The sequence below is a fragment of the Xanthomonas sp. LMG 8993 genome (genome assembly GCF_009835065.2).
Lineage (GTDB): Bacteria > Pseudomonadota > Gammaproteobacteria > Xanthomonadales > Xanthomonadaceae > Xanthomonas > Xanthomonas arboricola.
Genome location: NZ_QVIF02000002.1, coordinates 165,188 through 185,316, shown reverse-complemented (window position 1 = coordinate 185,316; position 20,129 = coordinate 165,188). Strand labels below are relative to the sequence as shown.

The window sequence follows — 20,129 nt, the reverse complement described above, 5'->3', positions numbered from 1 at the left end:
ACCCGCACCCGCAGTAAGGGGCCGGGCACTCCATCTTCTCCAACCACGCGAGCCATTGCATGCAGTCCCCACGCACCACCCATCGCCTGACCTGCGCCATCGCGCTGGCACTGTCCGCGCCGGCGTTTGCCGAGACGCCGGAGCTCGGCACCACCACGCTGGATTCGGTCAACGTGCAGGCCAAGCACGCCGCCGCACCGGGATCGCTCAACGAACAGCGCCTGTCCAGCAGCGTCAACAGCGTGATGAGCAAGCAGCAGATCGATGCGATCCCTTCGGGCGGCATCGCCGATGTCGTGTCGCACATGCCGGGCCTATCCGCGTACAGCGATATGCACCTGGGCCAGGCCACCACCGGCGAAAACGCCTACGTCAGCATTCGCGGCATGGACGCCAGCTACAACGCCTACACGCTCAACGGCTTCGGCATGCCGGAAACCGATTCATCGACGCGCGCAATCTCGTTGAACATGCTGGCGCCGTTCGGCATCCAGTCGGTGCAGGTGTCCAAATCCCCGACGCCCGACATGCCCGGCGATGCGATCGGCGGCGCGATCGACATGCGCACGCCAAATGCCTTCGACTTCGGCCAGGATGTCTACGCCAAGAGCACCGCGCAGGGCCAGTTCAATGCGCTGGCCTCGGAGCTGGGCGGCAAGGACAGCGGCGGCACCTTCCAGCAGGAGCTGGCCTGGAAGTTTGGCGATGGCCATGCCTTCGGCCTCTACGCATCGGCGTATTACGGCAGGAACAACAACATGGCGCAGGCGCCGGCGCCCAACAGCAAATACGTGCCGGCCGATCCCGCCCTCGCCACTGCAACCGACCTGCGCGATGTCGGGCCGTTGATCAGCACCCGCTACAAGTACAGCCTCTACACCAGCCAGATCGAACGCTACGGCGGCAATCTCTCGCTGGATTGGCAAGGCGACAACAGCGCGCTGTACGCGCGTGCGATCTACGGCAGCTACGGCGTCACCGGGCAGCAGGACCAGTCCAGCGCGCGCCTGGAAACCTATCGCAACCAGCCCACTGCCGTGCGTGGCGGCTACTTCAATACGCACGATATCGACGAAAAACTGGCGACGCTGCAATTGGGAGGCCAGACCACGCTGGGCCGCTTGCGCTTCGACTACGGCAGCTCGGTCGGTCGCGGCACCCGCAGCCGCCCGGACTACGTATCGGCAAGCCTGTATGGCTTTACGCCCGGCAGCTTCGCCTTCGACCTCAGCAACCCCCGCTATCCCAGCATCGCGCCAAGCACGCCTGCCTTGCAGGACTTTTTCTACAACCTGGATTCGTCGTTGCTGTGGAAGGTGCAGGGGCACGACGCCGGCAGTCACGACAACCGCATCAATGCGCACACCGATATCACCTACCAGGTCGATGGCGATGTGTTGGACAGCGTCAAGCTCGGCCTGTCTGCCGACCACTCCGACCGCGGCGCCTACGATCACCCGTTCTTCCACAAGGACGGCAACTTCGTCACCAACGGGCCGTATTTTGGCGGACCCAATTACGCCTTCCCCACCGCAGGCGGGCCGCCACTGAGCGCGATCCCGGGCCGCGTCACCTATCACGCCTTCGACGGCCGCTACGCCGGCCCGTTCAAACTGCTGGACCGCAACTGGATGCTTGCGCAGGCGCTGCCCTACAAGTACGTCGACGATCCCAACGGCGCAGGCGTCTATACCGCCAACGACTACAACGCCAACACCACCTCCAGCACCGAGGCGATCTATTCCGGTTATGCAATGGCCGCGCTGCATGTCGGCTCGGTGAGCGTGCTGCCCGGCGTGCGCTACGAGTTGACACGCTATGCGGCCGAATCCTGGCAATCCAGCGGCGATGGCAGCACCGGCAGCTTCGTCGGCACCGGCAGCACCTATGGGCAAGTGCTGCCTGGCATCAGCATCAACTATCGGCCGGATGATCTCACCGTGTATCGCGCTTCGTTGCGGCGCAGTTTCAGCCGCCCGGCGTTCGGCCTGATCTCCGGCGAGACGGTGTACACCATCGACGATACCCAGAAGGTGGTCGGCATCTCCAGGCCCAATCCCGATCTGCAGCCGAGCAAGGCCGACAACGCCGACCTCTCCGCCGAGTTCTACGATCACAGCGGCGGCGTGCTCAGCGCATCGACCTATTACAAGCGCATCACCGGCTTCATCTACACCTCGCAATCGGCGACCAGCAACGACAGCACCCTGGGCGGGCTGGTACCAACCGGCACCACCTTCGAAAACGGCGTGCCAGTGACCATGCCGCAGAACGGCGGCACCGCCAAGCTCTATGGACTGGAGCTGGCAGCGAGCAAGCGCCTGCAGGAGTTGCCGGGCCTGTGGAGCAACGTCGGCGTCACCGCCAACCTCACGCTGCAGCACAGCGAAGCAGACAGCAGACGCAGCGATCAACCGGAAAAGACCTGGCTGCCGCGCGCACCTGAGCGCATCTACAACCTGGATCTGTTCTACGACGACACGCACCTGCGCGCCGACCTGAGCTACAACTACACGGGCCTGCAATTGCTGGGGCTGACCAGCGACCGGCTCAACTATTATTTGCAACCGGTCAAATCACTGGACTTCACTGCGACCTATCATCTGCCGCACCACGTCGATGTCGGTGTGTCGGCCAAGAACCTGCTCAATGCAGCCACGTTCTACGAAACCCAAGGCAAGTCAAAACGCTACATGGCCTACGACCCTGGCGCCGACGGCGCCTATGTACAGACCGGGCGGGTGTACATGCTGACGGTGGGCTACACCTACTGACGGCAGACCTGCAGACAGCTGCGGCGCAATGTCTGCAGCTGCAGGGAGCGGGTCTGCACCAATCCGTATCGATCGCCTGACTGACATGCAGGCGATCGATTACGGCGTGGTGCACGACTCTCTCTGCCGCTCGGGTAGAAGCGGCAGGCAGCGGCATCTATGGCAGCCGTGCGGAGGCGAGATGACAGGTATCCACTCCTGACCCGCATCGCGACTGCGTCCCCAGTCAGTCCCGGTGCAGCCATTTCACGCAGACCACGCAGGCGGCTCGGGCAAGGTGCGCGCATGCCTCTTCCGGACCTGCTCATGCCACCACGCATCTACGCTCGCGCCTGCTTGCTCGCCCTTGCTCTGGGCACCTCCCTGTCCGCACTGGCGCAAGCGCCGCAGCCTGCGGCCGCACCTGCGCCGGCATCTGCAGCAGCTCCCGCTGCGACGGTCGTACCGACCGGCCCGCGTTCGGACCTGCATGCGCAGGTGCTGCTGGATCGCGCGCATTTCTCGCCGGGGGAGATCGACGGCGAGCGCGGCTCCAACCAGAAGCGTGCGGTGTCCGGATTTCAGGCAGCGCACCAGATCAAGGTCACCGGTGAGCTGGATGACGCCACCTGGCAGGCCTTGCAGGCCGACACCACGCCGGCGCTGGTGCAGTACACGTTAACCGATGCCGATGTGGCCGGGCCGTTCCAGCCGATTCCGAAAGGACCGGCCGAACAGGCCAAGCTGACGTCGCTGGGCTACACCTCGGTGGACGAGGCGCTGGGCGAGCGTTTCCATGCCGCTCCGGAACTGCTGCGCCAGCTCAACCCCGGCGTGGATTTGAGCAAGGCCGGTGGCGTGATCCAGGTGCCCAACATCGACGGCGTCCCGCCACTGGCCAAGCCGGCCAAGCTGGTGGTCGACAAGTCCGAGTCGACGCTGCGCCTGTTCGATGCCGACGGCAAGGTGTATGCGCAGTTCCCGGTGTCCTCCGGCAGCAAGCACGACCCGCTGCCGATCGGCCGCTGGAAGGTGTTGGGCGTAGCGCGCGACCCGGTGTTCAAGTACAACCCCAAGCTGTTCTGGGACGCGAAGAAGGGCGATCAGAAGGCCACCCTGCCCTCCGGCCCGAACAATCCGGTCGGACGCGTGTGGATCGATCTGTCCAAGCCGCATTACGGCCTGCATGGCACGCCGGAACCCGGCCATGTCGGCAAGACCGAATCGCATGGCTGCGTGCGCCTGACCAACTGGGACGTGGTCAATCTGGCCAGCGTGGTTGGCCCGTCCATGCCGGTGGTGATGCAGGAGTAAGCATGAAACTGCTGATGATGCTGGTGGTCGGTGTCTTGCTCGGTGCAGCCGGCTATTGGTGGCTGGAACGCGAGGCGCCACAGGCGGCGCTAGCACCGGCGTCCGCAGCTGCACCCGCGGTGACAGCGCAGTCTGATGCGTCAGAGGCGGCAATGGCAGCGCCTTCTGCCGCTCCAGCGGTTGCCGATCCAGCCGTTGCCGCATCGTCGCCATCCACCGAGGTGATGCCCGCCGCAAATACGCCAGCCGCGCCTGCGTCTGCAGCCGCTCCTGAAGCTGCCAATTCAGGCAGCGGCCTGCTGATTCCGGTGCAAGGCATCAGCAGCGGCCAGCTGCAGGACACCTTTACCGACGCACGCAGCGAAGGCCGCGTGCACGATGCCATCGACATTCTTGCGCCGACCGGCACACCGGTCATTGCAGTTGCAGACGGCACGGTCGAGAAACTGTTCAACAGCGAGCGCGGTGGCCTGACCGTCTACCAGTTCGATCCGAACGGCACGTACTGCTACTACTACGCACACCTGGAACGGTATGCCGATGGTTTGGCAGAGAAACAGGCAATCAAGCGTGGCCAGATCATCGGTTACGTCGGCAGCACCGGCAACGCCGACCCTGCCGCACCGCATCTGCACTTCGAGATCCACCGCCTGGGGCCGGAAAAACAATGGTGGAAGGGAGAGGTCTTGAATCCCTACCCCGTCTTGCATGGCGACCAGACCCTGCAGTGATGCACCAGGCGGTGATGCAGACACAGGCCTGCGCGTGATGCGCAGGCCTGTGCATTCAGATCAACATGCCGCCCGATACCTCGATGCGTTGCGCATTGATCCAACCGGTTCCCGGCGCGAGTAATGCAGCGACCACAGGCCCGATATCGTCCGGCAGCCCTGGGCGCCCCAGTGCCGTGACCGACGACACCATCGCATTGACCTGTGCGTTATCGCGCACGCTGCCGCCGTTGAAGTCTGTCTCGATCGCACCCGGCGCCAGCGTATTGGCACGAATGCCACGCGCGCCCAGTTCCTTGGCCAGATAACGCGTGAACACCTCCACCCCGCCTTTCATCATCGCGTAAGCCGAGGCACCGGGCAGTGCGAAACGTGCCAGGCCGCTGGATACGTTGAGGATGCGTCCGCCGTCGGCGATCAACGGCAGCAACGCCTGGGTCAGGAAATACGGCCCCTTGAGATGGATGTTGACCAGGGCGTCGAACTGCGCCGGCGTGGTGTCGGCGATGGCCGCGTGCAGCCCGGTACCCGCATTGTTGACCAGCGCATCGAACTGCGTGCGGTCCCAACCGGCCAGCACCTGCTTCAACTGCTCGGCGAATGCCGCGAACGACTCGGCGTCGGCAACATCCAGCGGCAGTGCGTGCGCGCGGCGGCCGAACTTGTGGATTTCGGCGACCACCGCAGCGGCCTCATCTGCCTGGCGGCGATAGGTCAGCACGATATCGCTGCCATCCGCAGCGAGCGCAAGCGCGGCATTGCGGCCCAGGCCGCGGCTGCCGCCGGTGATCAGGGTGATCGGTGTGGTGGTCGACATGATGGACTCCGTTGCGTGTTGGGATGCGATTTGGCGATCACCACAGGCGGTGCATGACCGCGGGGCGGGCGTGACGTTGTCTGACCGCGCCAAGACTATTGCGCTTGCCGCGCCACATAAATCGGTCCAACCTGATTGCACCGTTCAAAAACGTCGACCAATCGATGGATACCCTGGAGTCGCTGCGCGCCTTCCTGCGCGTCGCCGAGCTCGGCAGTTTCACCCGCGCCGCCGAAACGCTGGGCCTGCCCAAAGCCAGCGTCTCCACCGCCGTACAGCGGCTCGAGGCATCACTCGGCACACAGCTTTTGCATCGCACGACGCGCCGCGTGCAACTCACCGGCGATGGCACCGCGTTCTACCAGCGCAGCCGCGATCTGCTCGACGACATGGACGAGTTGCAGAGCATGTTTCAGCGCGAACGCAGCCAGCTGCGCGGGCGCCTGCGGGTGGACATGTCCTCCGGCATCGCGCGCAATTTCGTGATTCCCGCGCTGCCCACGTTCCTGGCGCAGCACCCGCAGCTGGAGGTGGAAATCAGCGGCACCGACCGCCGCGTCGATGTGGTGCGCGAAGGCTTCGATTGCGTGTTGCGCGTGGGCACGCTCGAAGACACCAACCTGGTTGCACGACCGCTCGGCGTGTTTCGCATCATCAACTGCGCCAGTGCCGACTACCTCGCACGACGGGGCACGCCGCAGCGCCTGGACGATCTGGCTCACCACGACCTGGTGCACTACGTGCCGACGCTGGGCCAGCGATCGTCCGGCTTCGAGTACCGCGGTGGACAGGCGTACCAGCTACTGCCGATGCGCGGCCCGGTGACGGTCAACAACGGCGATGCCTATCTCGCCGCGGCATTGGCGGGCCTGGGCATCATCCAGGCGCCGGCCAGCCCGTTGCGCCCACACCTGGACAGCGGCGCCTTGATCGAGCTGTTGGCCGCCATCGCGCCGGAACCGATGCCGGTCACCTTGCTCTACGCGCAGCGCCGCCACCTGCCGCAACGCGTAGGCGCGTTCATGGACTGGGTTGCAGAGGTGATGGCGCCGTATCTGGAACCGCTGTAGCGCCGTGCCACCATCGATGCGATTGCAGGCACGTCTTCGCGCGCGCGCGTGCGTAGGCAGAAGTGTTTCTGTAGCGCGCCGACATTGGCGGAAAGCATCAGTTACTTGCGCGTCACTTCGATACCACCGAAGCAAACCGATACCAGCAGGTAGCGCAGGCAGTGCGGCACGCGCCGCAGATCCACGATCACTCCGCTGGCGCCAGACACAAAAACAGGCACCTTCTGCAAGGTGCCTGCATCGTTGCAACAACAGGCCAGGCGCTGACATCGCGCCCGCCCTTGTCTGCGATCAGAACGTGTAGTTGAAGGTCAGCATGCCGTTGCGCGAGGCGCCCCATGCGCCATAGCCACCGTTGAACTGCGCGTAGTAGCGCTTGTCGAGCAGGTTGTCGACATTGAGCTGCACCGAGAACTGCGGCGACAGCCGGTAGCGCGCAAACGCGCTGACCAGTGCGTAAGCACTCTGCTGAAAGGCGCCGTAGACCGGGTCCACATAGTACGAGCGGTTCTGCCAGTTGACACCACCACCCACGGTCAGATCGCTCCACGCACCTTGCGGGGTGTAGCTGTTGAACAGCTTGAGGGTGGTGCGCGGCAGATGCGTATTGATCGAGGTGCCGCTGTCATCGCGCGCGGTGTAGTGCGAGGCGCCGAAGGTGGTGTTCCAGCTCTCGGTCACCCGCCCGGACACCTCGAAATCGAAGCCTTCGCTGACCACGCCGTTGGCGGCCTCATACGCGAAGTCGCTGCTACCGGGGACGAAGCCGCCGGTGGCCACGCCCAGGTTGTCCTGCTCGATGCGGAACACCGCAAGCGAGGCGTTGAGCCTGTCGTCGAACCATGCTGCCTTGACGCCGGCTTCGTAGCCCTTGCCGGTCAACGGATCCAGGTAGCCGCCATTGGCATCGCGCAGGGTCTGCGGGTTGAAGATTTCGGTGTAGCTGACGTACGTCGACCACACATCGTTGATGTCGTAGACCAGACCGGCGTACGGGGTGACTTCGGTCTGGCTGTCGGAGAACGGCACCAATTGCTGCGTAGCGGAGTCGAGATTGCGGCCATCGATCTGCCAGTCGGTGTAGCGCGCACCCACCAGCAACTTCAGCGAATCGGCCAGCGAGAAGCGTGCAGCCACGTAGGCCGCCTTCTGCTTGATGGTGCCGGTGCTCTGTACCGTGCGCGGACTCCAGTTGGGTTCCGGGTAGGCACCGGTCCAGCCGAGATAGCTGTCCAGCGGCGCCGGGAAATCGAAGGTGCCGTTATTGACGTACTCGCGGCGGTTGTAGCTGGCGCCGGCAACCAGCTGATGCTCGCGGCCGAACAGCTGGAACGGACCTTCCGCATAGACGTCGGCACCATCGGCCTTGCGCTCGGTCAGGTAGTTGCCCGAATACGGCACCACGCCGCCACCGGTGGCACGGTCGAACCCGAAGATCGTATAGAACGGATAGAACAGGTGATTGGCCGCTTCGGTCTTCTCGTGGCTCAGATTGGCCTTGAGGGTCCAGCCGTTGTCGAAGCTCTGCTGCAGGCTGGCAAAGGTGCGCTGCAGGCGCGTGTCCCAGAACGTCCAGTCGGCCGCCGGGTTGAACGAGCGATCGTAGTTGGTGCGGGTGCCATCGCTGTAGAACAGCGGGAAGCCGCCCCAGGTGACATCGTTCGATTCCTTCTTCTGGTACTCGTAGCCCACGCTCAGCAAGGTGCTGTCGGTGAGATCGGCATCGATGATCGCCGAGCCGATCTTCTTGCGCAGGCCGTAGCGGTCCATGTCCGACTCGCCGTCCTGGTACACGCCGATCACGCGCGCACGCACGGTGCCTTCGGGGCTGAGCGGCACGGTGACATCGGCCACGCTGCGGGTCTTGTTGAAATCGCCGCCACCCACCGACACGGTGCCGGTGAAGTCGCGGCTGAGCGCATGCTTGCGCACCAGGTTGATCGAGGCCGACGGGTTGCCCGAGCCAGTCAGCAGGCCGGTGGCGCCACGCACCACTTCCACACGGTCGTACAGCGCCACGTCCAGCGCCGAGTCGCCATAGCTCCAGGCCTGCTCCATGTAGGCCGGGATGCCGTCGAACTGGTAGTTGTCGATGTAGAAACCACGTGCATAGAACTCCAGCCGCTCGCTGTCGCTCTGCGCCACCGAGATGCCGGTGACGTTGTTGAGCACGTCAGTGATGCTCTGCAGGTTCTGGTCGTCCATGCGGTCGCGGGTGATCACGGTGACCGACTGCGGGATCTCCCGCAGCGACAGGTCCATGCGCGTACCGGCGGTGGTCTTCTCCACCGTATAGCCCTTGGCCTGCTCGCCCTGCACGATGAGCCGGTCCAGGGTGGTGACCTCGGCATCGCCGGCCGGCGTTTCAGCCAGCGCCTGGCCTGCCGACAACGTGCACAGCGCGGCGAACACCGCATGCGACAGCGCGCGCGGACGCTGCGCAATGGGAAGAAGACGCATTACGGTAGGACGATTCATCACAGCTCCAGCACAGACAGTCGAGGGCACCGGTCGCGGCAAGGCTGCCCGACGGCGAGACAAGGGGGAGGACGTGCCACGCGACCGTGGCAACGCGCCATTTTAATGGGAATGATTTACATTTTAAACAGGTAATTCAGGCCGCCCTGCATCGCGATGGCGGGGAGCGAACGCCACAGCGACCTCCGGCCGCGACCCGGCGGGCAAACGCCTGCGCACCGGCCACCCGGGCGACGCGCGCTGAGGAAGCCGCCTGCATGCCACCAGGCACGTCGGCTTGCCCGACCTTCCGGACAAGTCCGGCCAGGTGATCCTCACGCAACACGCCAGGCACCTTCCCACCCCCGCAAGAACCGCGGTTTCCCCGACCGAGGCGATACGTGCATGCAAGGTCGCCACGTGCAGCGCAAACAAAAACGCCGGCTTTCGCCGGCGTTTCATTGGAAGCCACTCGACGCTTTTACAGCGCCTTTGCCGCCTGCACCACATGCTCGGCGGTGATCTTGAAGTATGCGTACAACTGATCGGCCGGTGCCGAGGCGCCGAAGGTGTCGATACCGACCACATCGCCATCCAGGCCCACGTACTTGCGCCAGAAGCCGGTCACGCCCGCTTCTACCGCCACGCGCTTGCGCACCGCATTGGGCAGCACCGACTCGCGATAGGCCGCATCCTGCCGATCGAACACATCGGTCGACGGCATCGACACCACGCGCGTCTTCAGCCCGGCCGCGTCCAGGGTCTGCTTGGCTTCCACCGCCAGCCCGACTTCCGAACCGGTGGCGATCAGGATCACGTCGGGCGTGCCGCCTTCGGCATCGGCCAGCACATAACCGCCGCGCTCGATCAGCTTGAGCTGCTCATCACTGCGCGGCTGGTGCTGCAGGTTCTGGCGACTGAACACCAGGCAGCTCGGGCCGTCCTTGCGGGTGATGGCGGCCTTCCAGCTCACCGCCGATTCCACTGCATCGCCCGGGCGCCACACATCGTTGTTGGGGATGTAGCGCAGCGAGGCCAGGTGTTCCACCGGCTGATGGGTCGGGCCGTCCTCGCCCAGGCCGATCGAGTCGTGCGTGTACACGTGGATGGCATGGGCCGGATTCAACGCGCTCATGCGCACGCCGTTGCGCGCGTAATCGCTGAACACCAGGAAGGTGGCGTCGAACGGAATGAAGCCGCCATGCAGCGCCAGGCCGTTGGCGATGGCAGTCATGCCGAACTCGCGCACGCCGTAATAGACGTAGTTGGCATCCGGATCATCGGTGGCCACCGACTTGCTGGCCTTCCACAAGGTCAGGTTGGAATGCGCCAGGTCGGCCGAACCGCCGATCAGTTCCGGCAACAACGGCGCGAACGCTTCGATCGCCAGCTGCGAGGCCTTGCGCGAGGCGATGGTCTGGCCGTCCTGCTGCGCCTTGGCGATGTAGGCATCGGCCTGGGCGATGAAGTCGGCCGGCAGCTCGCCGTGCGAGCGGCGGGTCAGCTCGGCAGCTTCGGCCGCGTACTGCTTGCCGTACTTGTCGAACAGCTGCTCCCACTCGGCCTGACGCAGGGTGCCGGTGCCACCTGCGCGCCAGCCGGCGTAGATCTCTTCGGGAATCTCGAAGGGGCCGTACGGCCACTCCAGCGCCTTGCGGGCGCCCTCGAGTTCTTCCTTGCCCAGCGGTGCGCCGTGCGAGGATTCCTTGCCGGCCTTGCTCGGTGCGCCGAAGCCGATCTTGGTGCGGCAGCAGATCAGCGTGGGCTTGTCGGTGTTCTCCAGCGCGGTCTCGATGGCGGCCTTGATCTTCTCGGCGTCATGTCCGTCCACATCGCGGATCACGTGCCAGCCATAGGCCTCGAAACGCTCCGGGGTGTTGTCGCTGAACCAGCCGGCGGTGTTGCCGTCGATGGAAATCTGGTTGTTATCCCAGAACGCGACCAGCTTGCCCAGGCCCCAGGTACCGGCCAATGAAGCGGCTTCATGGGAAATGCCTTCCATCATGCAGCCATCGCCCATGAACACCCAGGTACGGTGGTCGACGATTTCCAGCTCCGGGCGGTTGTAGCGCTGCGCCAGCAACTTCTCGGCCAGCGCGAACCCGACCGCATTGGCAAAACCCTGCCCGAGCGGGCCGGTAGTGGTCTCCACGCCGGGGGTTTCGCTGCGCTCGGGGTGACCGGCGGTCTTGCTATGCAGCTGACGGAACTGCTTGAGCTGCTCGATCGGCAGGTCGTAGCCGGACAGGTGCAGCAGCGCGTACTGCAGCATCGAGCCGTGGCCGTTGGACAGCACGAAACGGTCGCGGTTGAACCACTGCGGGTTGTTCGGGTTGTGCCGGAAGAAATCGTTCCACAGCACTTCGGCGATATCGGCCATGCCCATCGGCATGCCGGGATGGCCGGATTTGGCGGCTTCGACCGCATCGGCGGCGAGAAAACGGATGGCGTTGGCCAGCTGGCGGCGGGTGGGCTGGGTCATGGGCGTCTATGGAAGCGGAGGGGAACACCGCTGGAAGCGGAGACGCTTATTCTCCCACAGAGCGCGTCAGGGAGCCGGGATTGGGGATTCGGGATTCGGGATTGGTGAAGCCGGAGCCGACCTTGGCAGACTCGTCCGCTGGAAGCGATGCAATCAGTGTCAGACACCGTCGCAACATCGCAAGAACCAACCTGGCGCCTGACGATCGCAGCCCGCTGTGACGAATCCCCAATCCCGACTCCCTACTCCTCGCCCTTGGCAACCAAGGTCGTCAGCGCCAGATCGCCGGTCACGTTCAGCGCCGTCCGGCACATGTCCAGGAAATGATTGACGCCCAGGATCATGCCAATGCCGACCGGGTTGACCCCGACCATCGCGCAGATCAGCGCCACCACCGGCAGCGAGCCGGACGGCACGCCGGCGGTGCCGATGCCACCCAGGATGCAGACCAGCATCACCATGAACTGCTGGCCGATGCTCAGGTCCACGTTGAAGAACTGCGCCAGGAAGATCACCGTCACCCCTTCGAACAAGGCGGTGCCGTTCTGGTTGGCGGTGGCGCCCACGGTCAGCACGAAACGCGACACCCGCGGCGGCAGGCCCATCTCGTCGGCCACGCGCAGGGCGGTCGGCAGGGTGGCGTTACTGGAGGCGGTGGAGAACGCCATCATTGTGGCCTCCTGGGTCTGCCTGAAGAAGCCGATCGGCGAACGCCCGGCAAACTTCACCGCCAGCCCGTAACTCACCACCATGTGCAGGCCCAGCGCCAGCACCACCACGCCTACATAAGCGCCCAGGCGGATCAGCAGATCGAAGCCGAACAGCGCGGCCAGATTGAACATGAAACAGGCCACCGCATACGGCGCCAGGCGGATCACCAAGCCGATCAGGGTCATCGAGATTTCGAAGATGCCCTCGATGCCGCGCTTGAGTGTGGCCACTTTTTCGTCGGCGGTCAGCACCATGCCCACGCCGAACATCACCGCAAAGAACATCAGCGACAGGATCGCGCCGTTGCTGGACGCTGCCGCGATCACGTTGCTGGGCACGATCGACAACAGCATGTCCATGCCCTGCGGCTGGGTGCCGGAGCTGGAGATGATCTCGCGGGTACGCTCGGCGTTCTGCTGGATCAACTGGTTGGCCAGCTGCGGGTCCACGCCGGCACCAGGCTTGAGCACATTCACCAGCACCAGCCCCAGCAACACCGCCACGCCGGACAGCACGACGGTGTAGCCCAGGGTGCGCCAGCCCACGCGCCCGAGCGCACGGATGTCGCCCATTTCGGAAATGCCCATCACCAATGCCGAGAACAGCAGCGGCACGATCAGCATGAAGATCAGATTGAGGAAGATCTGCGAGAACGGCGTGGTGACGTATTTGGTGACCACGCGCACCCAGTCGGCATCGCTGCCAGCCAGGTAGTAGACAGCCAGACCCAGCAGCAGACCGACGGCGAAGCCAATGCCCATCTTCCAATGCAGGGGCAGGCCCGGGCGGCGTGCGGCGGGGGATGCAGTCATCTGGTCGGGCCTTGATCTGGACACAAGCCCCGGAGCTTAACAAACGCCATCGACGCGGCCACCTACCCGGCCTGCCGCCGTGCGCCTGCCCGAGGGTAGGTGCACCTCCCCATGTCAGCCGATACGGGCGTTGGAGCGCTCAACACATCTGGCGCGCTCGCCGTGGGCAGGCAGAGCGGATGCGTGAGCCGCCTGTACCGGGGCGCGATGCCCAACCGCTTTGGGAACACGCCATGGAATCAGTCCCTGAGCTCTTGCTTGCAACCATGCACACCAACCATCCCGACTGGCCCTTGCCCGCTCACCGTCGCGGGACCTTACGCGGCATGGATGCCGCGTAAGAGCCTACAAGGACGTACTTGCGGCGTGTCCCGCGAGGGTGGGCGGGCAAGGGCCCTGCAGCCAAGCCGTAGGGCAGCCGCTCTACAACTGATCCCTCCACACTATCCAAGCGCATCATGCTCTGCTTGCAACCGACCACACCGACCATCTCGACTGGCCCTTGCCCGCTCACCGTCGCGGGACCTTACGCAGCATGGTCGCCGCGTAAGAGCCTACAGGGACATACTTGCGGCGTGTCCCGCGAGGGTGGGCGGGCAAGGGCCTTGCAGCGAAGTCGCAGATCCGTCGCTCTGCAACTGATCTCTCCACACTGTCCAAGCGCATCATGCTCTGCTTGCAACCGACCACACCGACCATCTCGACTGGCCCTTGCCCGCCCACCGTCGCGGGACCTTACGCGGCATGGATGCCGCGTAAGAGCCTACATGGACGTACTTGCGGCGTGTCCCGCGAGGGTGGGCGGGTAAGGGCCCTGCAGCGAAGTCACAGACCCAACGCCGCGCTTCAGGCTGCACAGGTGAAGAAGTCAGAATGCAACCGGAATCAACACGTCAACGCGAGGCGCAGCATGCTGTTCATGCAGGACCTGCCCCTGTCCCCGCTGCCAATGCAGCGAAACCGATCAAGGCGCCGGCGGATACAGCGGCGCCAAGACCTCCGGCTCCGCAGCCGTGGCATGCCGCCAACGCGGGCCCTTGGCAAAGGCCTCGCGCAATGCCGAACGTGCACTGGTCACGTCGCCATCGCCGCCCCAGCGGGCGCGCTGCATCTGCGCCACCGCCGCCTGCTGCGCCGGGTCGCTCAACGCTGCCAGCACGCTGTCGATATCGGTAACGCCGGCCATGCCGCACAGCACCGCGGCCACGTCGTCCATGCCGCCGGTGTCGAGCGCGCGTCGCAGCTCGGCCACACCGTGCGTCACACGCCGGCCGGGCGCAGCTGCATCGCTGGCATTGATCACCGGCGCGCCATGCGAACCGCCGCGACGCCGTAACAAGGCCCACACCAGGGTGGCAATCCACAGCAGCCCAAAGCCGATCGCCGCAGCGATCCAGCCCCAAGGCCGTTGCGTGGCCGCAGCCTGCTGCAGACTCAGCGTGCCAGCCGCAGCGGTTGGCGCAGCGTTATCCGGTGATGGATTGGCTGCAGGCGTTGGCGCGGGCGCGGGCGCCGCAAACGCGCCGCTGCCTGCCGCCACGTCCAGTGTGAGGTCCGGCAACGCCGCGGTCTTGGCTGCCGCTGCACCCACATCCCACCACGCCACCTGCAAGCCGGGCACCACCAGCGGGCCGGCGCGGTTGGGCACGATCGAATAGCGGCGGGTCAGCCGCAGCTGCGGCGAGCCATCCACGAAGCGTTCTTCGTATTGCGGCGGCTCGGCGAACACCTGCGCGTCGGGCACGCTCGGGGTCGGCAATTCGGGGAACTGCGCCTGGGTGGCGCCGCGTGCGCTGGCCTCCACCACGAGCTGGGCCGCTTCACCGGCGGTGGCGCGCTGCGGCGTGGTCGTGTAGCGCAACTGCAGGCTGCGCAGCGGCAACCACGGCTGCGGCGCGTTGGCCGGTTGTGCGCGTACCTGCAGCGGGATGCTGGCGCTGCGTGCGCTCAGCTCGCCATTGCCACGACCGAAATAGTCGTCGAAGAAGCCGCCGACCGAGCGACCATTGAAGCGCGCCGACGGCAACACCAGCCGGCCGCTGCGCTCGGGCACCAGCAGATAGCGCCGCTCGACCACGTTGTATTGGCGGTTATTGAGTACCTTGACCGAACTGACGTCGTCGCCGATGCGCTGCAGCGATGCACCATCGGGCGCTTCCAGATCCAGCTCGCCGGACGCCAGCTGCGTGGCGAAATACAGCCGCACCACCACGCCCACACTTTGCTGCACATAAGGCTGAGGATCGTCCACCTGCGTCTGGACGAAGGCATCCTCGTTGCCTTGCGCCGCCGCTGCTGCGCCGGACGCGCTGCTGCCGGCATCGCTTGCCGACGCGCCCACCTGCAACCGCAACGGTTCGGTGCGCTCGTTACCCACGCGGATCGCCGGCACGATCAGCTCGCCGCTCTTGCGCGGCGTCAACACCACACCGAACAGCGCGCGCACCGTCACCGACCCATTGGTCACCTGCATCTGCTGGTTAGCGCTCTTGGCCCCCAGCGCGAAATCGTTGCGCAACGGCGTGTAATCCGGATCGACACCGCGTTGATCGGTTTCGATATTCAGCATCACCACGTCGCCGGCATTAGCGCTGTCGCGATCCAGCCACGCGCGCGTGACGGCACCCACGGGTGCACAGGTGAGCAGCATCACGCTGGTCAACATGCCGATCGCCGCGCGGCGCAAATGGTGTGTGCCGATCATCGTCCGTCCCGTTGCCTGCGTTCGTGTTCCAGCCTGAATTTGGTACGCAGCAGACTGCCCGGGTCGTCCGGCACCCGCCGCAACCAGGCATCCACTGCCTGGCGTTGCTCGCGTTGCTCCGGCGTTTCGTTCGCCGTTGCTGCAGCGGCCTGCTTGCCGTTTGCATCGGCACCCTTGTCGCCAGCCTGCGCCATCGCCTGCTGCATCTTTTGCCGCTGCGCGGCATCGGCCTGCTGCTGCGCCTTGGCGTCGGCCGATTGCGGCGCTGCGTCCTGCTTGCTCTGCTCGCCCTGGCCGTTTTTGGACTGCTGGTCCTGCGAGGCTGCGTCCTGCGGCGTCTGTGCAGACGGCTGATCCTTGCCGTCCTGTCTACCCTGCGAGTCCTGTTTGCCTTGCCCGTCCTGGCCGGGCTTTGGATCGTTCTGCTTGTTCTGCCCGGACTGATTCTGGCCGGAGTCATTCTGACCGGATTGTTTCTGGTCGTCGGACTGGCCCTTGCCGTCCTTGCCCTTGCCGTCCTTGTTGTTCTGCTGCTGGCGCTTACGCGCCGCCTCCACCGCCGCACGATTGGCGATGGCGTCGTGCTGATCCGGATGTTGCTTGAGCGCCCGGTCGTAAGCCGCAATCGCTTGGTCGTACTGGCCCTGCCTGGCCAGCGCATTGCCGAGGTTGTACAAACCCTCATCGGTGGGCACATTTTCGAAGGCTTTTTGTGCCGCGGCGAAATCGCCCTTGCGATACGCCTGCACGCCGGCATCCAGGCGTTGCTGCTGCACCTGATCGGCGCGTTGCCACAAGGTGCCGTCGGCAGCATGCGCGGGTTGGGCCAGCGGCAACACGCACACCAGGGCCAGAATCGCCACAACCGTACGCCGCCGGAACGCCAGCAGTGCCAACAGCATCACCGGCAGCAGCAGCCAGTAGCCCTCGTCCAGCCAGGTCTTGCCGCCGGTGGACTCGGCAGCTTCATCGGCCAGCGGCTGTTGCGCCGGGTCGAGCACGCCCAGCGCACGCAGGTCCGCATCGTCGGCGGTGATGCGCGCATAGCGACCACCGCCCTGCCCGGCAAGATCGCGCAGGCTGCCTTCATCCAGTTTTGTCTGCGCAATCTCACCGGTCGTGGTGCGATAGGCCGCGCCGCGCGTGCTCCCCACGCCGAGCGCGGACACGCTGAATCCACGCGAGCGCGCCAACCGTGCAGAACTTCCGGCCGCGCGATCGGCGCTGTCGCTGACCAGCAGGATGTCGCCCTGCTTGAAACCCGCCTGCAGCAGCAACTGCGTGGCCGCGTCGATCGCCGCATCGGCGCGCTTGCCGTCCACCGGCATCACCGATGGCGACAGCGCATCCAGAAACAACGCCACGTTGGCGGTGTCTTCGGTCAACGGCGCAACGGTGAAACTCTCGCCCGCATAGACCAGCAATGCGACTTCGCCACCGGCCCGCTTGCGCAACAACGTGGCCAACTTGGCCCGCGCCTGCAGCAGACGCGATGGTGGCAGGTCGTTGGCGGTGATGCTGGAAGACAGGTCCAGCGCCACCACCAGCGGCATGCTGGAGTGATACACCGGCCGCTCGGTCTGCCGCCAGCTCGGCCCGGTCATCGCCAGCACCGCCAGCGCATAGGTCAGCGCAGCCAGTACGAATCCCAGCCATCCACGCCGACTGCCGGACACCAGCAAGGTCGGCAACAGATGCGCATCCACGCTTTGCCGCCACACGTCCGCATCCCGTCGACGCAACTGCCACAGCACTGCCGCCGGCACGATCGCCAGTAGCGCCCATAGCAACCCCGGGCGCAGCAGATGCAGCGACTGCAGCCAGCCTGCCAGTTCGGTCAGCGCGTTCATCGCCATCTCCGCGGCAACACATAGGCCAGCAGCGCAATCACGATGGCAGCGCCCAACGGCCAGTAATAGCGTTCCACGCGCGGCTGCACCGAGGGGCCGAGCGCCTTGACCGGCTCCAGCCGATCCAGCTCGGCATAGATGCCTGCCAGTTCTTCGGTATCGCGGGCACGGAAAAAGCGCCCACCTGTTTGCGCGGCGATCTTGCGCAAGCCGTCTTCGTCGATATCGTCGTTGCCCGTGGCCGGAATCGGCACGCCGAACAACGAATAGCCGCCATTGCCGCCGAAGGCGATCGTATGCACGCGCACGCCTTCGGCCTTGGCAAGCTCGGCGGCCTTGAGCGGATTGAGCACGCCTGCGGTGTTGACGCCGTCGGTGAGCAACACCACCACGCGCTGGCCCTGCTTCTGTTCGCGCAGCCGTTTGACCGACAACGCGATCGCATCGCCGATCGCCGTCTCGCGCCCGGCCAGTCCCACCACGCTGTCGGCCAACTGGTCGCGTACCGAGGTCAGGTCGGCGGTCAACGGCGTCAACGCGTAGGCGCGCTGACCGAACACCAGCAAGCCGACCCGATCGCCGTCGCGACGATCCAGAAAGTCCGACAACACCGCCTTGGCGGCGGTCAGGCGATCCACCACATTGCCGCCGAGCACCATGTCCGGCTCGCTCATGCTGCCGGACAGATCCACCGCCAGCATCATCTGCCGTGCCTCGCGCGGCGGCTGGATCACATCGCCCAATTGTTGCGGGCGCGCAAGCGCTGCGCACAGGAAAAACCAGCCCAGCCAGGCAAGCCAGCGCGGCACCCGCAGTACCGGTGTACTGTTTGCCTGCGCAACCGCATGCAGTTGATCGGCGTAAGGCACGCGCAGCGCCGCCGTATCGGTGCGGCGCTGCGGCCAGAACCACATCAGCAACGGCAGCGGCATCAACCACCATGCCCACGGCCATGCGCAGTGCGCCAGCGCATCCTGCCACTGCGACCACTGCAGCCAGTTCATCGCCGGCCTCGCATCAGACTCAGAAAACGCTGCCGCGCCAGCGCCTGCACCGCATCCAGATCGGTCACCGCCGGCGCACGTTGAAAGCCGCCGTCCAGCAGCGCGCGCCCCGGTCCCTGCGAAAAGGCCTGCGTCTTGCTCTTGCGCCCGTCCAGAAACTGCAGCCATGCCTCGCCCTGCAGCCGGTCGGCCTGCGCATCGACGCTGCGCGCTGCGCGTCGCAGCAACACCGACAACGCGGCCAGACGCTGTGCGGGAGTCGTTGCGCGCTGCAGCTCGGCATCGAAGGCCGCCCGCCAGCGCCGCTGCTGCTGACGACGGCGACGCCACCACCACCATGCGCTGCCAAGCACGACGACCACTGCGGCGATCACCAGCCACCAGCCCGGCGCCAGCGGCCACCACGGCGGCGATGGCGGCAGATGGACATCGCGTAGCGGCAGCGATTGCGGCGACATCGTCATCGACTCCGCACGGCGGCACTGCCGCCCAACCAGGCATCGCTGGCATCGTCGGTGGACAGGCGATGCAAGCGCACACCGCGTGCCTGCAGGACCGCGGTCAATTGTTCCAGCGGCGCCACGAATTCGGACTGCCAACGCGCACGTCCGGCATGCGTGGACAGATCGATCGCGATGCGCTCGCCGCGCACATCGAAGCTGAGTGCGCGGGCCGGTGGCGCCAGCTCCAGCGGGTCGACCAGCACGATCACCACTACCTCGTGATGCAGGGCCAGGCCCGACCAGCGCGTGGCAGAAATCCTGCTGGCGCTGCGCGCATCGGCCAGCACGGTCAGCCGCGCACCCGGGCGCAGCAACCGCGCGGCATGGTCCAGTGCCACCTCCAGGCCCGCATCGCCGGACGGCGGCTGCGTGTACCAGCGCGCCAATGCGTCCAGCACCGGCAACACGCCGCGTTGACCCGAGCGCGGTGCAATCGGCGCTTCGCTGGCAGTGCCACGCAGCGCGGCGATCCGGTCGCCCTGCCGCTGCGCCAGCCACGCCGCAACGGCGCCGGCACGGGCGGCCTGCACCGATTTGTAGCGCACCCGCGTGCCGAAGAAGAGCGCTGGCGAGGTATCGGCCACAATCAGGCTCAAGCGTTCGCGCTCGGCCTGGAACAATTTGGTGTGCGCGCGCCCGGTACGCGCGGTGACGCGCCAGTCGATATGCCGCGCATCGTCGCCGGCCACGTACTCGCGCGACTCGGCGTATTCCATCCCGCGCCCACGCGTTGCCGCCGGTACCGGCCCCACCAGCCCATGGCGGCCACGCCCTGGCTGCCCGCGATGGGTCGTGGTGCCACGCAGCGCGATCAGCTCCGTCAGCGTCGGCCGCAGTCCATCACCAGCGATCGACGCCGGAGCGGTGACAGGGGAAGAAGACGGCATCGAAGACATCGGATTCTGGTCAGAGGACGGCATA

14 protein-coding genes are annotated in these 20,129 nt (G+C 65.7%); 4 read left to right on the top strand and 10 right to left on the bottom strand.

Annotated elements, in window-relative coordinates:
* The first annotated feature begins 59 nt into the window (after window positions 1-59).
* From DYQ94_RS03995 to DYQ94_RS03985, 3 genes are all read left to right on the top strand, one after another.
* Window positions 60-2,774 (top strand): TonB-dependent receptor, encoded by a 2,715-nt coding sequence (locus DYQ94_RS03995; RefSeq protein WP_160954813.1) that lies wholly within the window; start codon window positions 60-62, stop codon window positions 2,772-2,774.
* A gap of 363 nt (window positions 2,775-3,137) precedes the next feature.
* A complete protein-coding gene (locus DYQ94_RS03990; protein WP_184429111.1) occupies window positions 3,138-4,067 on the top strand; it encodes a L,D-transpeptidase family protein in 930 nt (309 codons plus the stop codon).
* A gap of 2 nt (window positions 4,068-4,069) precedes the next feature.
* A complete protein-coding gene (locus DYQ94_RS03985; protein WP_160954811.1) occupies window positions 4,070-4,798 on the top strand; it encodes a M23 family metallopeptidase in 729 nt (242 codons plus the stop codon).
* A gap of 55 nt (window positions 4,799-4,853) precedes the next feature.
* Here DYQ94_RS03985 and DYQ94_RS03980 read toward each other — a convergent pair whose 3' ends face one another.
* Window positions 4,854-5,615: an SDR family NAD(P)-dependent oxidoreductase gene (locus tag DYQ94_RS03980; RefSeq protein ID WP_160954810.1), complete on the bottom strand. Its 762-nt coding sequence runs from the start codon at window positions 5,613-5,615 to the stop codon at window positions 4,854-4,856.
* Between the two features lie 98 nt (window positions 5,616-5,713).
* On the opposite strand from DYQ94_RS03980, the gene DYQ94_RS03975 reads away from it, so the two are divergent.
* On the top strand, window positions 5,714-6,685 hold the full coding sequence (locus DYQ94_RS03975; RefSeq protein WP_160954809.1) for a LysR family transcriptional regulator: 972 nt from the start codon (window positions 5,714-5,716) through the stop codon (window positions 6,683-6,685).
* A 101-nt stretch (window positions 6,686-6,786) separates the two neighbouring features.
* Here the strand turns inward: DYQ94_RS03975 and DYQ94_RS03970 are convergent, their stop codons facing one another.
* The 9 genes from DYQ94_RS03970 to DYQ94_RS03930 all read right to left on the bottom strand — a co-directional run bounded on the left by DYQ94_RS03970 (window position 6,787) and on the right by DYQ94_RS03930 (window position 20,128).
* Complete coding sequence (locus tag DYQ94_RS03970) at window positions 6,787-6,915, bottom strand: hypothetical protein (RefSeq protein WP_255419554.1); 129 nt, start codon at window positions 6,913-6,915, stop codon at window positions 6,787-6,789.
* Between the two features lie 61 nt (window positions 6,916-6,976).
* Window positions 6,977-9,163, bottom strand: coding sequence for a ferric-rhodotorulic acid/ferric-coprogen receptor FhuE (fhuE, locus tag DYQ94_RS03965; RefSeq protein WP_160954808.1), 2,187 nt, complete (start codon window positions 9,161-9,163; stop codon window positions 6,977-6,979).
* Window positions 9,164-9,623: 460 nt separating this feature from the next.
* A complete protein-coding gene (gene tkt, locus DYQ94_RS03960; RefSeq protein ID WP_043087982.1) occupies window positions 9,624-11,624 on the bottom strand; it encodes a transketolase in 2,001 nt (666 codons plus the stop codon).
* Between the two features lie 242 nt (window positions 11,625-11,866).
* Window positions 11,867-13,147, bottom strand: coding sequence for a dicarboxylate/amino acid:cation symporter (locus DYQ94_RS03955; RefSeq protein ID WP_102253528.1), 1,281 nt, complete (start codon window positions 13,145-13,147; stop codon window positions 11,867-11,869).
* Window positions 13,148-14,111: 964 nt separating this feature from the next.
* Window positions 14,112-15,851: a BatD family protein gene (locus DYQ94_RS03950; protein ID WP_126966774.1), complete on the bottom strand. Its 1,740-nt coding sequence runs from the start codon at window positions 15,849-15,851 to the stop codon at window positions 14,112-14,114.
* Entirely contained in the window at window positions 15,848-17,701 is a 1,854-nt protein-coding gene (locus DYQ94_RS03945; RefSeq protein ID WP_160955208.1) for a VWA domain-containing protein, read from the bottom strand. Before DYQ94_RS03945 ends, DYQ94_RS03950 begins: the two co-directional genes overlap by 4 nt.
* Window positions 17,698-18,705 (bottom strand): vWA domain-containing protein, encoded by a 1,008-nt coding sequence (locus tag DYQ94_RS03940; protein WP_126966772.1) that lies wholly within the window; start codon window positions 18,703-18,705, stop codon window positions 17,698-17,700. The genes DYQ94_RS03945 and DYQ94_RS03940 overlap by 4 nt, the downstream gene beginning before the upstream one ends.
* Window positions 18,702-19,163 (bottom strand): DUF4381 domain-containing protein, encoded by a 462-nt coding sequence (locus DYQ94_RS03935; protein ID WP_126966771.1) that lies wholly within the window; start codon window positions 19,161-19,163, stop codon window positions 18,702-18,704. The genes DYQ94_RS03940 and DYQ94_RS03935 overlap by 4 nt, the downstream gene beginning before the upstream one ends.
* A 2-nt stretch (window positions 19,164-19,165) precedes the next feature.
* The gene (locus DYQ94_RS03930) at window positions 19,166-20,128 is read right to left on the bottom strand and encodes a DUF58 domain-containing protein (RefSeq protein ID WP_160955207.1); all 963 of its coding nucleotides are present in this window, start codon (window positions 20,126-20,128) and stop codon (window positions 19,166-19,168) included.
* Window position 20,129 lies beyond the last annotated feature (1 nt).

What these genes read in the sequence shown, in the direction of transcription:
- DYQ94_RS03995 (WP_160954813.1), top strand. Translation starts at nt 60, where the DNA reads ATGCAGTCCCCACGCACCACCCATCGCCTGACCTGCGCCATCGCGCTG.
- DYQ94_RS03940 (WP_126966772.1), bottom strand. Translation starts at nt 18,705, where the DNA reads ATGAACTGGCTGCAGTGGTCGCAGTGGCAGGATGCGCTGGCGCACTGC.
- DYQ94_RS03930 (WP_160955207.1), bottom strand. Translation starts at nt 20,128, where the DNA reads ATGCCGTCCTCTGACCAGAATCCGATGTCTTCGATGCCGTCTTCTTCC.
- DYQ94_RS03950 (WP_126966774.1), bottom strand. Translation starts at nt 15,851, where the DNA reads ATGATCGGCACACACCATTTGCGCCGCGCGGCGATCGGCATGTTGACC.
- fhuE (WP_160954808.1), bottom strand. Translation starts at nt 9,163, where the DNA reads ATGAATCGTCCTACCGTAATGCGTCTTCTTCCCATTGCGCAGCGTCCG.
- DYQ94_RS03980 (WP_160954810.1), bottom strand. Translation starts at nt 5,615, where the DNA reads ATGTCGACCACCACACCGATCACCCTGATCACCGGCGGCAGCCGCGGC.
- DYQ94_RS03985 (WP_160954811.1), top strand. Translation starts at nt 4,070, where the DNA reads ATGAAACTGCTGATGATGCTGGTGGTCGGTGTCTTGCTCGGTGCAGCC.
- DYQ94_RS03935 (WP_126966771.1), bottom strand. Translation starts at nt 19,163, where the DNA reads ATGTCGCCGCAATCGCTGCCGCTACGCGATGTCCATCTGCCGCCATCG.
- DYQ94_RS03955 (WP_102253528.1), bottom strand. Translation starts at nt 13,147, where the DNA reads ATGACTGCATCCCCCGCCGCACGCCGCCCGGGCCTGCCCCTGCATTGG.
- tkt (WP_043087982.1), bottom strand. Translation starts at nt 11,624, where the DNA reads ATGACCCAGCCCACCCGCCGCCAGCTGGCCAACGCCATCCGTTTTCTC.
- DYQ94_RS03945 (WP_160955208.1), bottom strand. Translation starts at nt 17,701, where the DNA reads ATGAACGCGCTGACCGAACTGGCAGGCTGGCTGCAGTCGCTGCATCTG.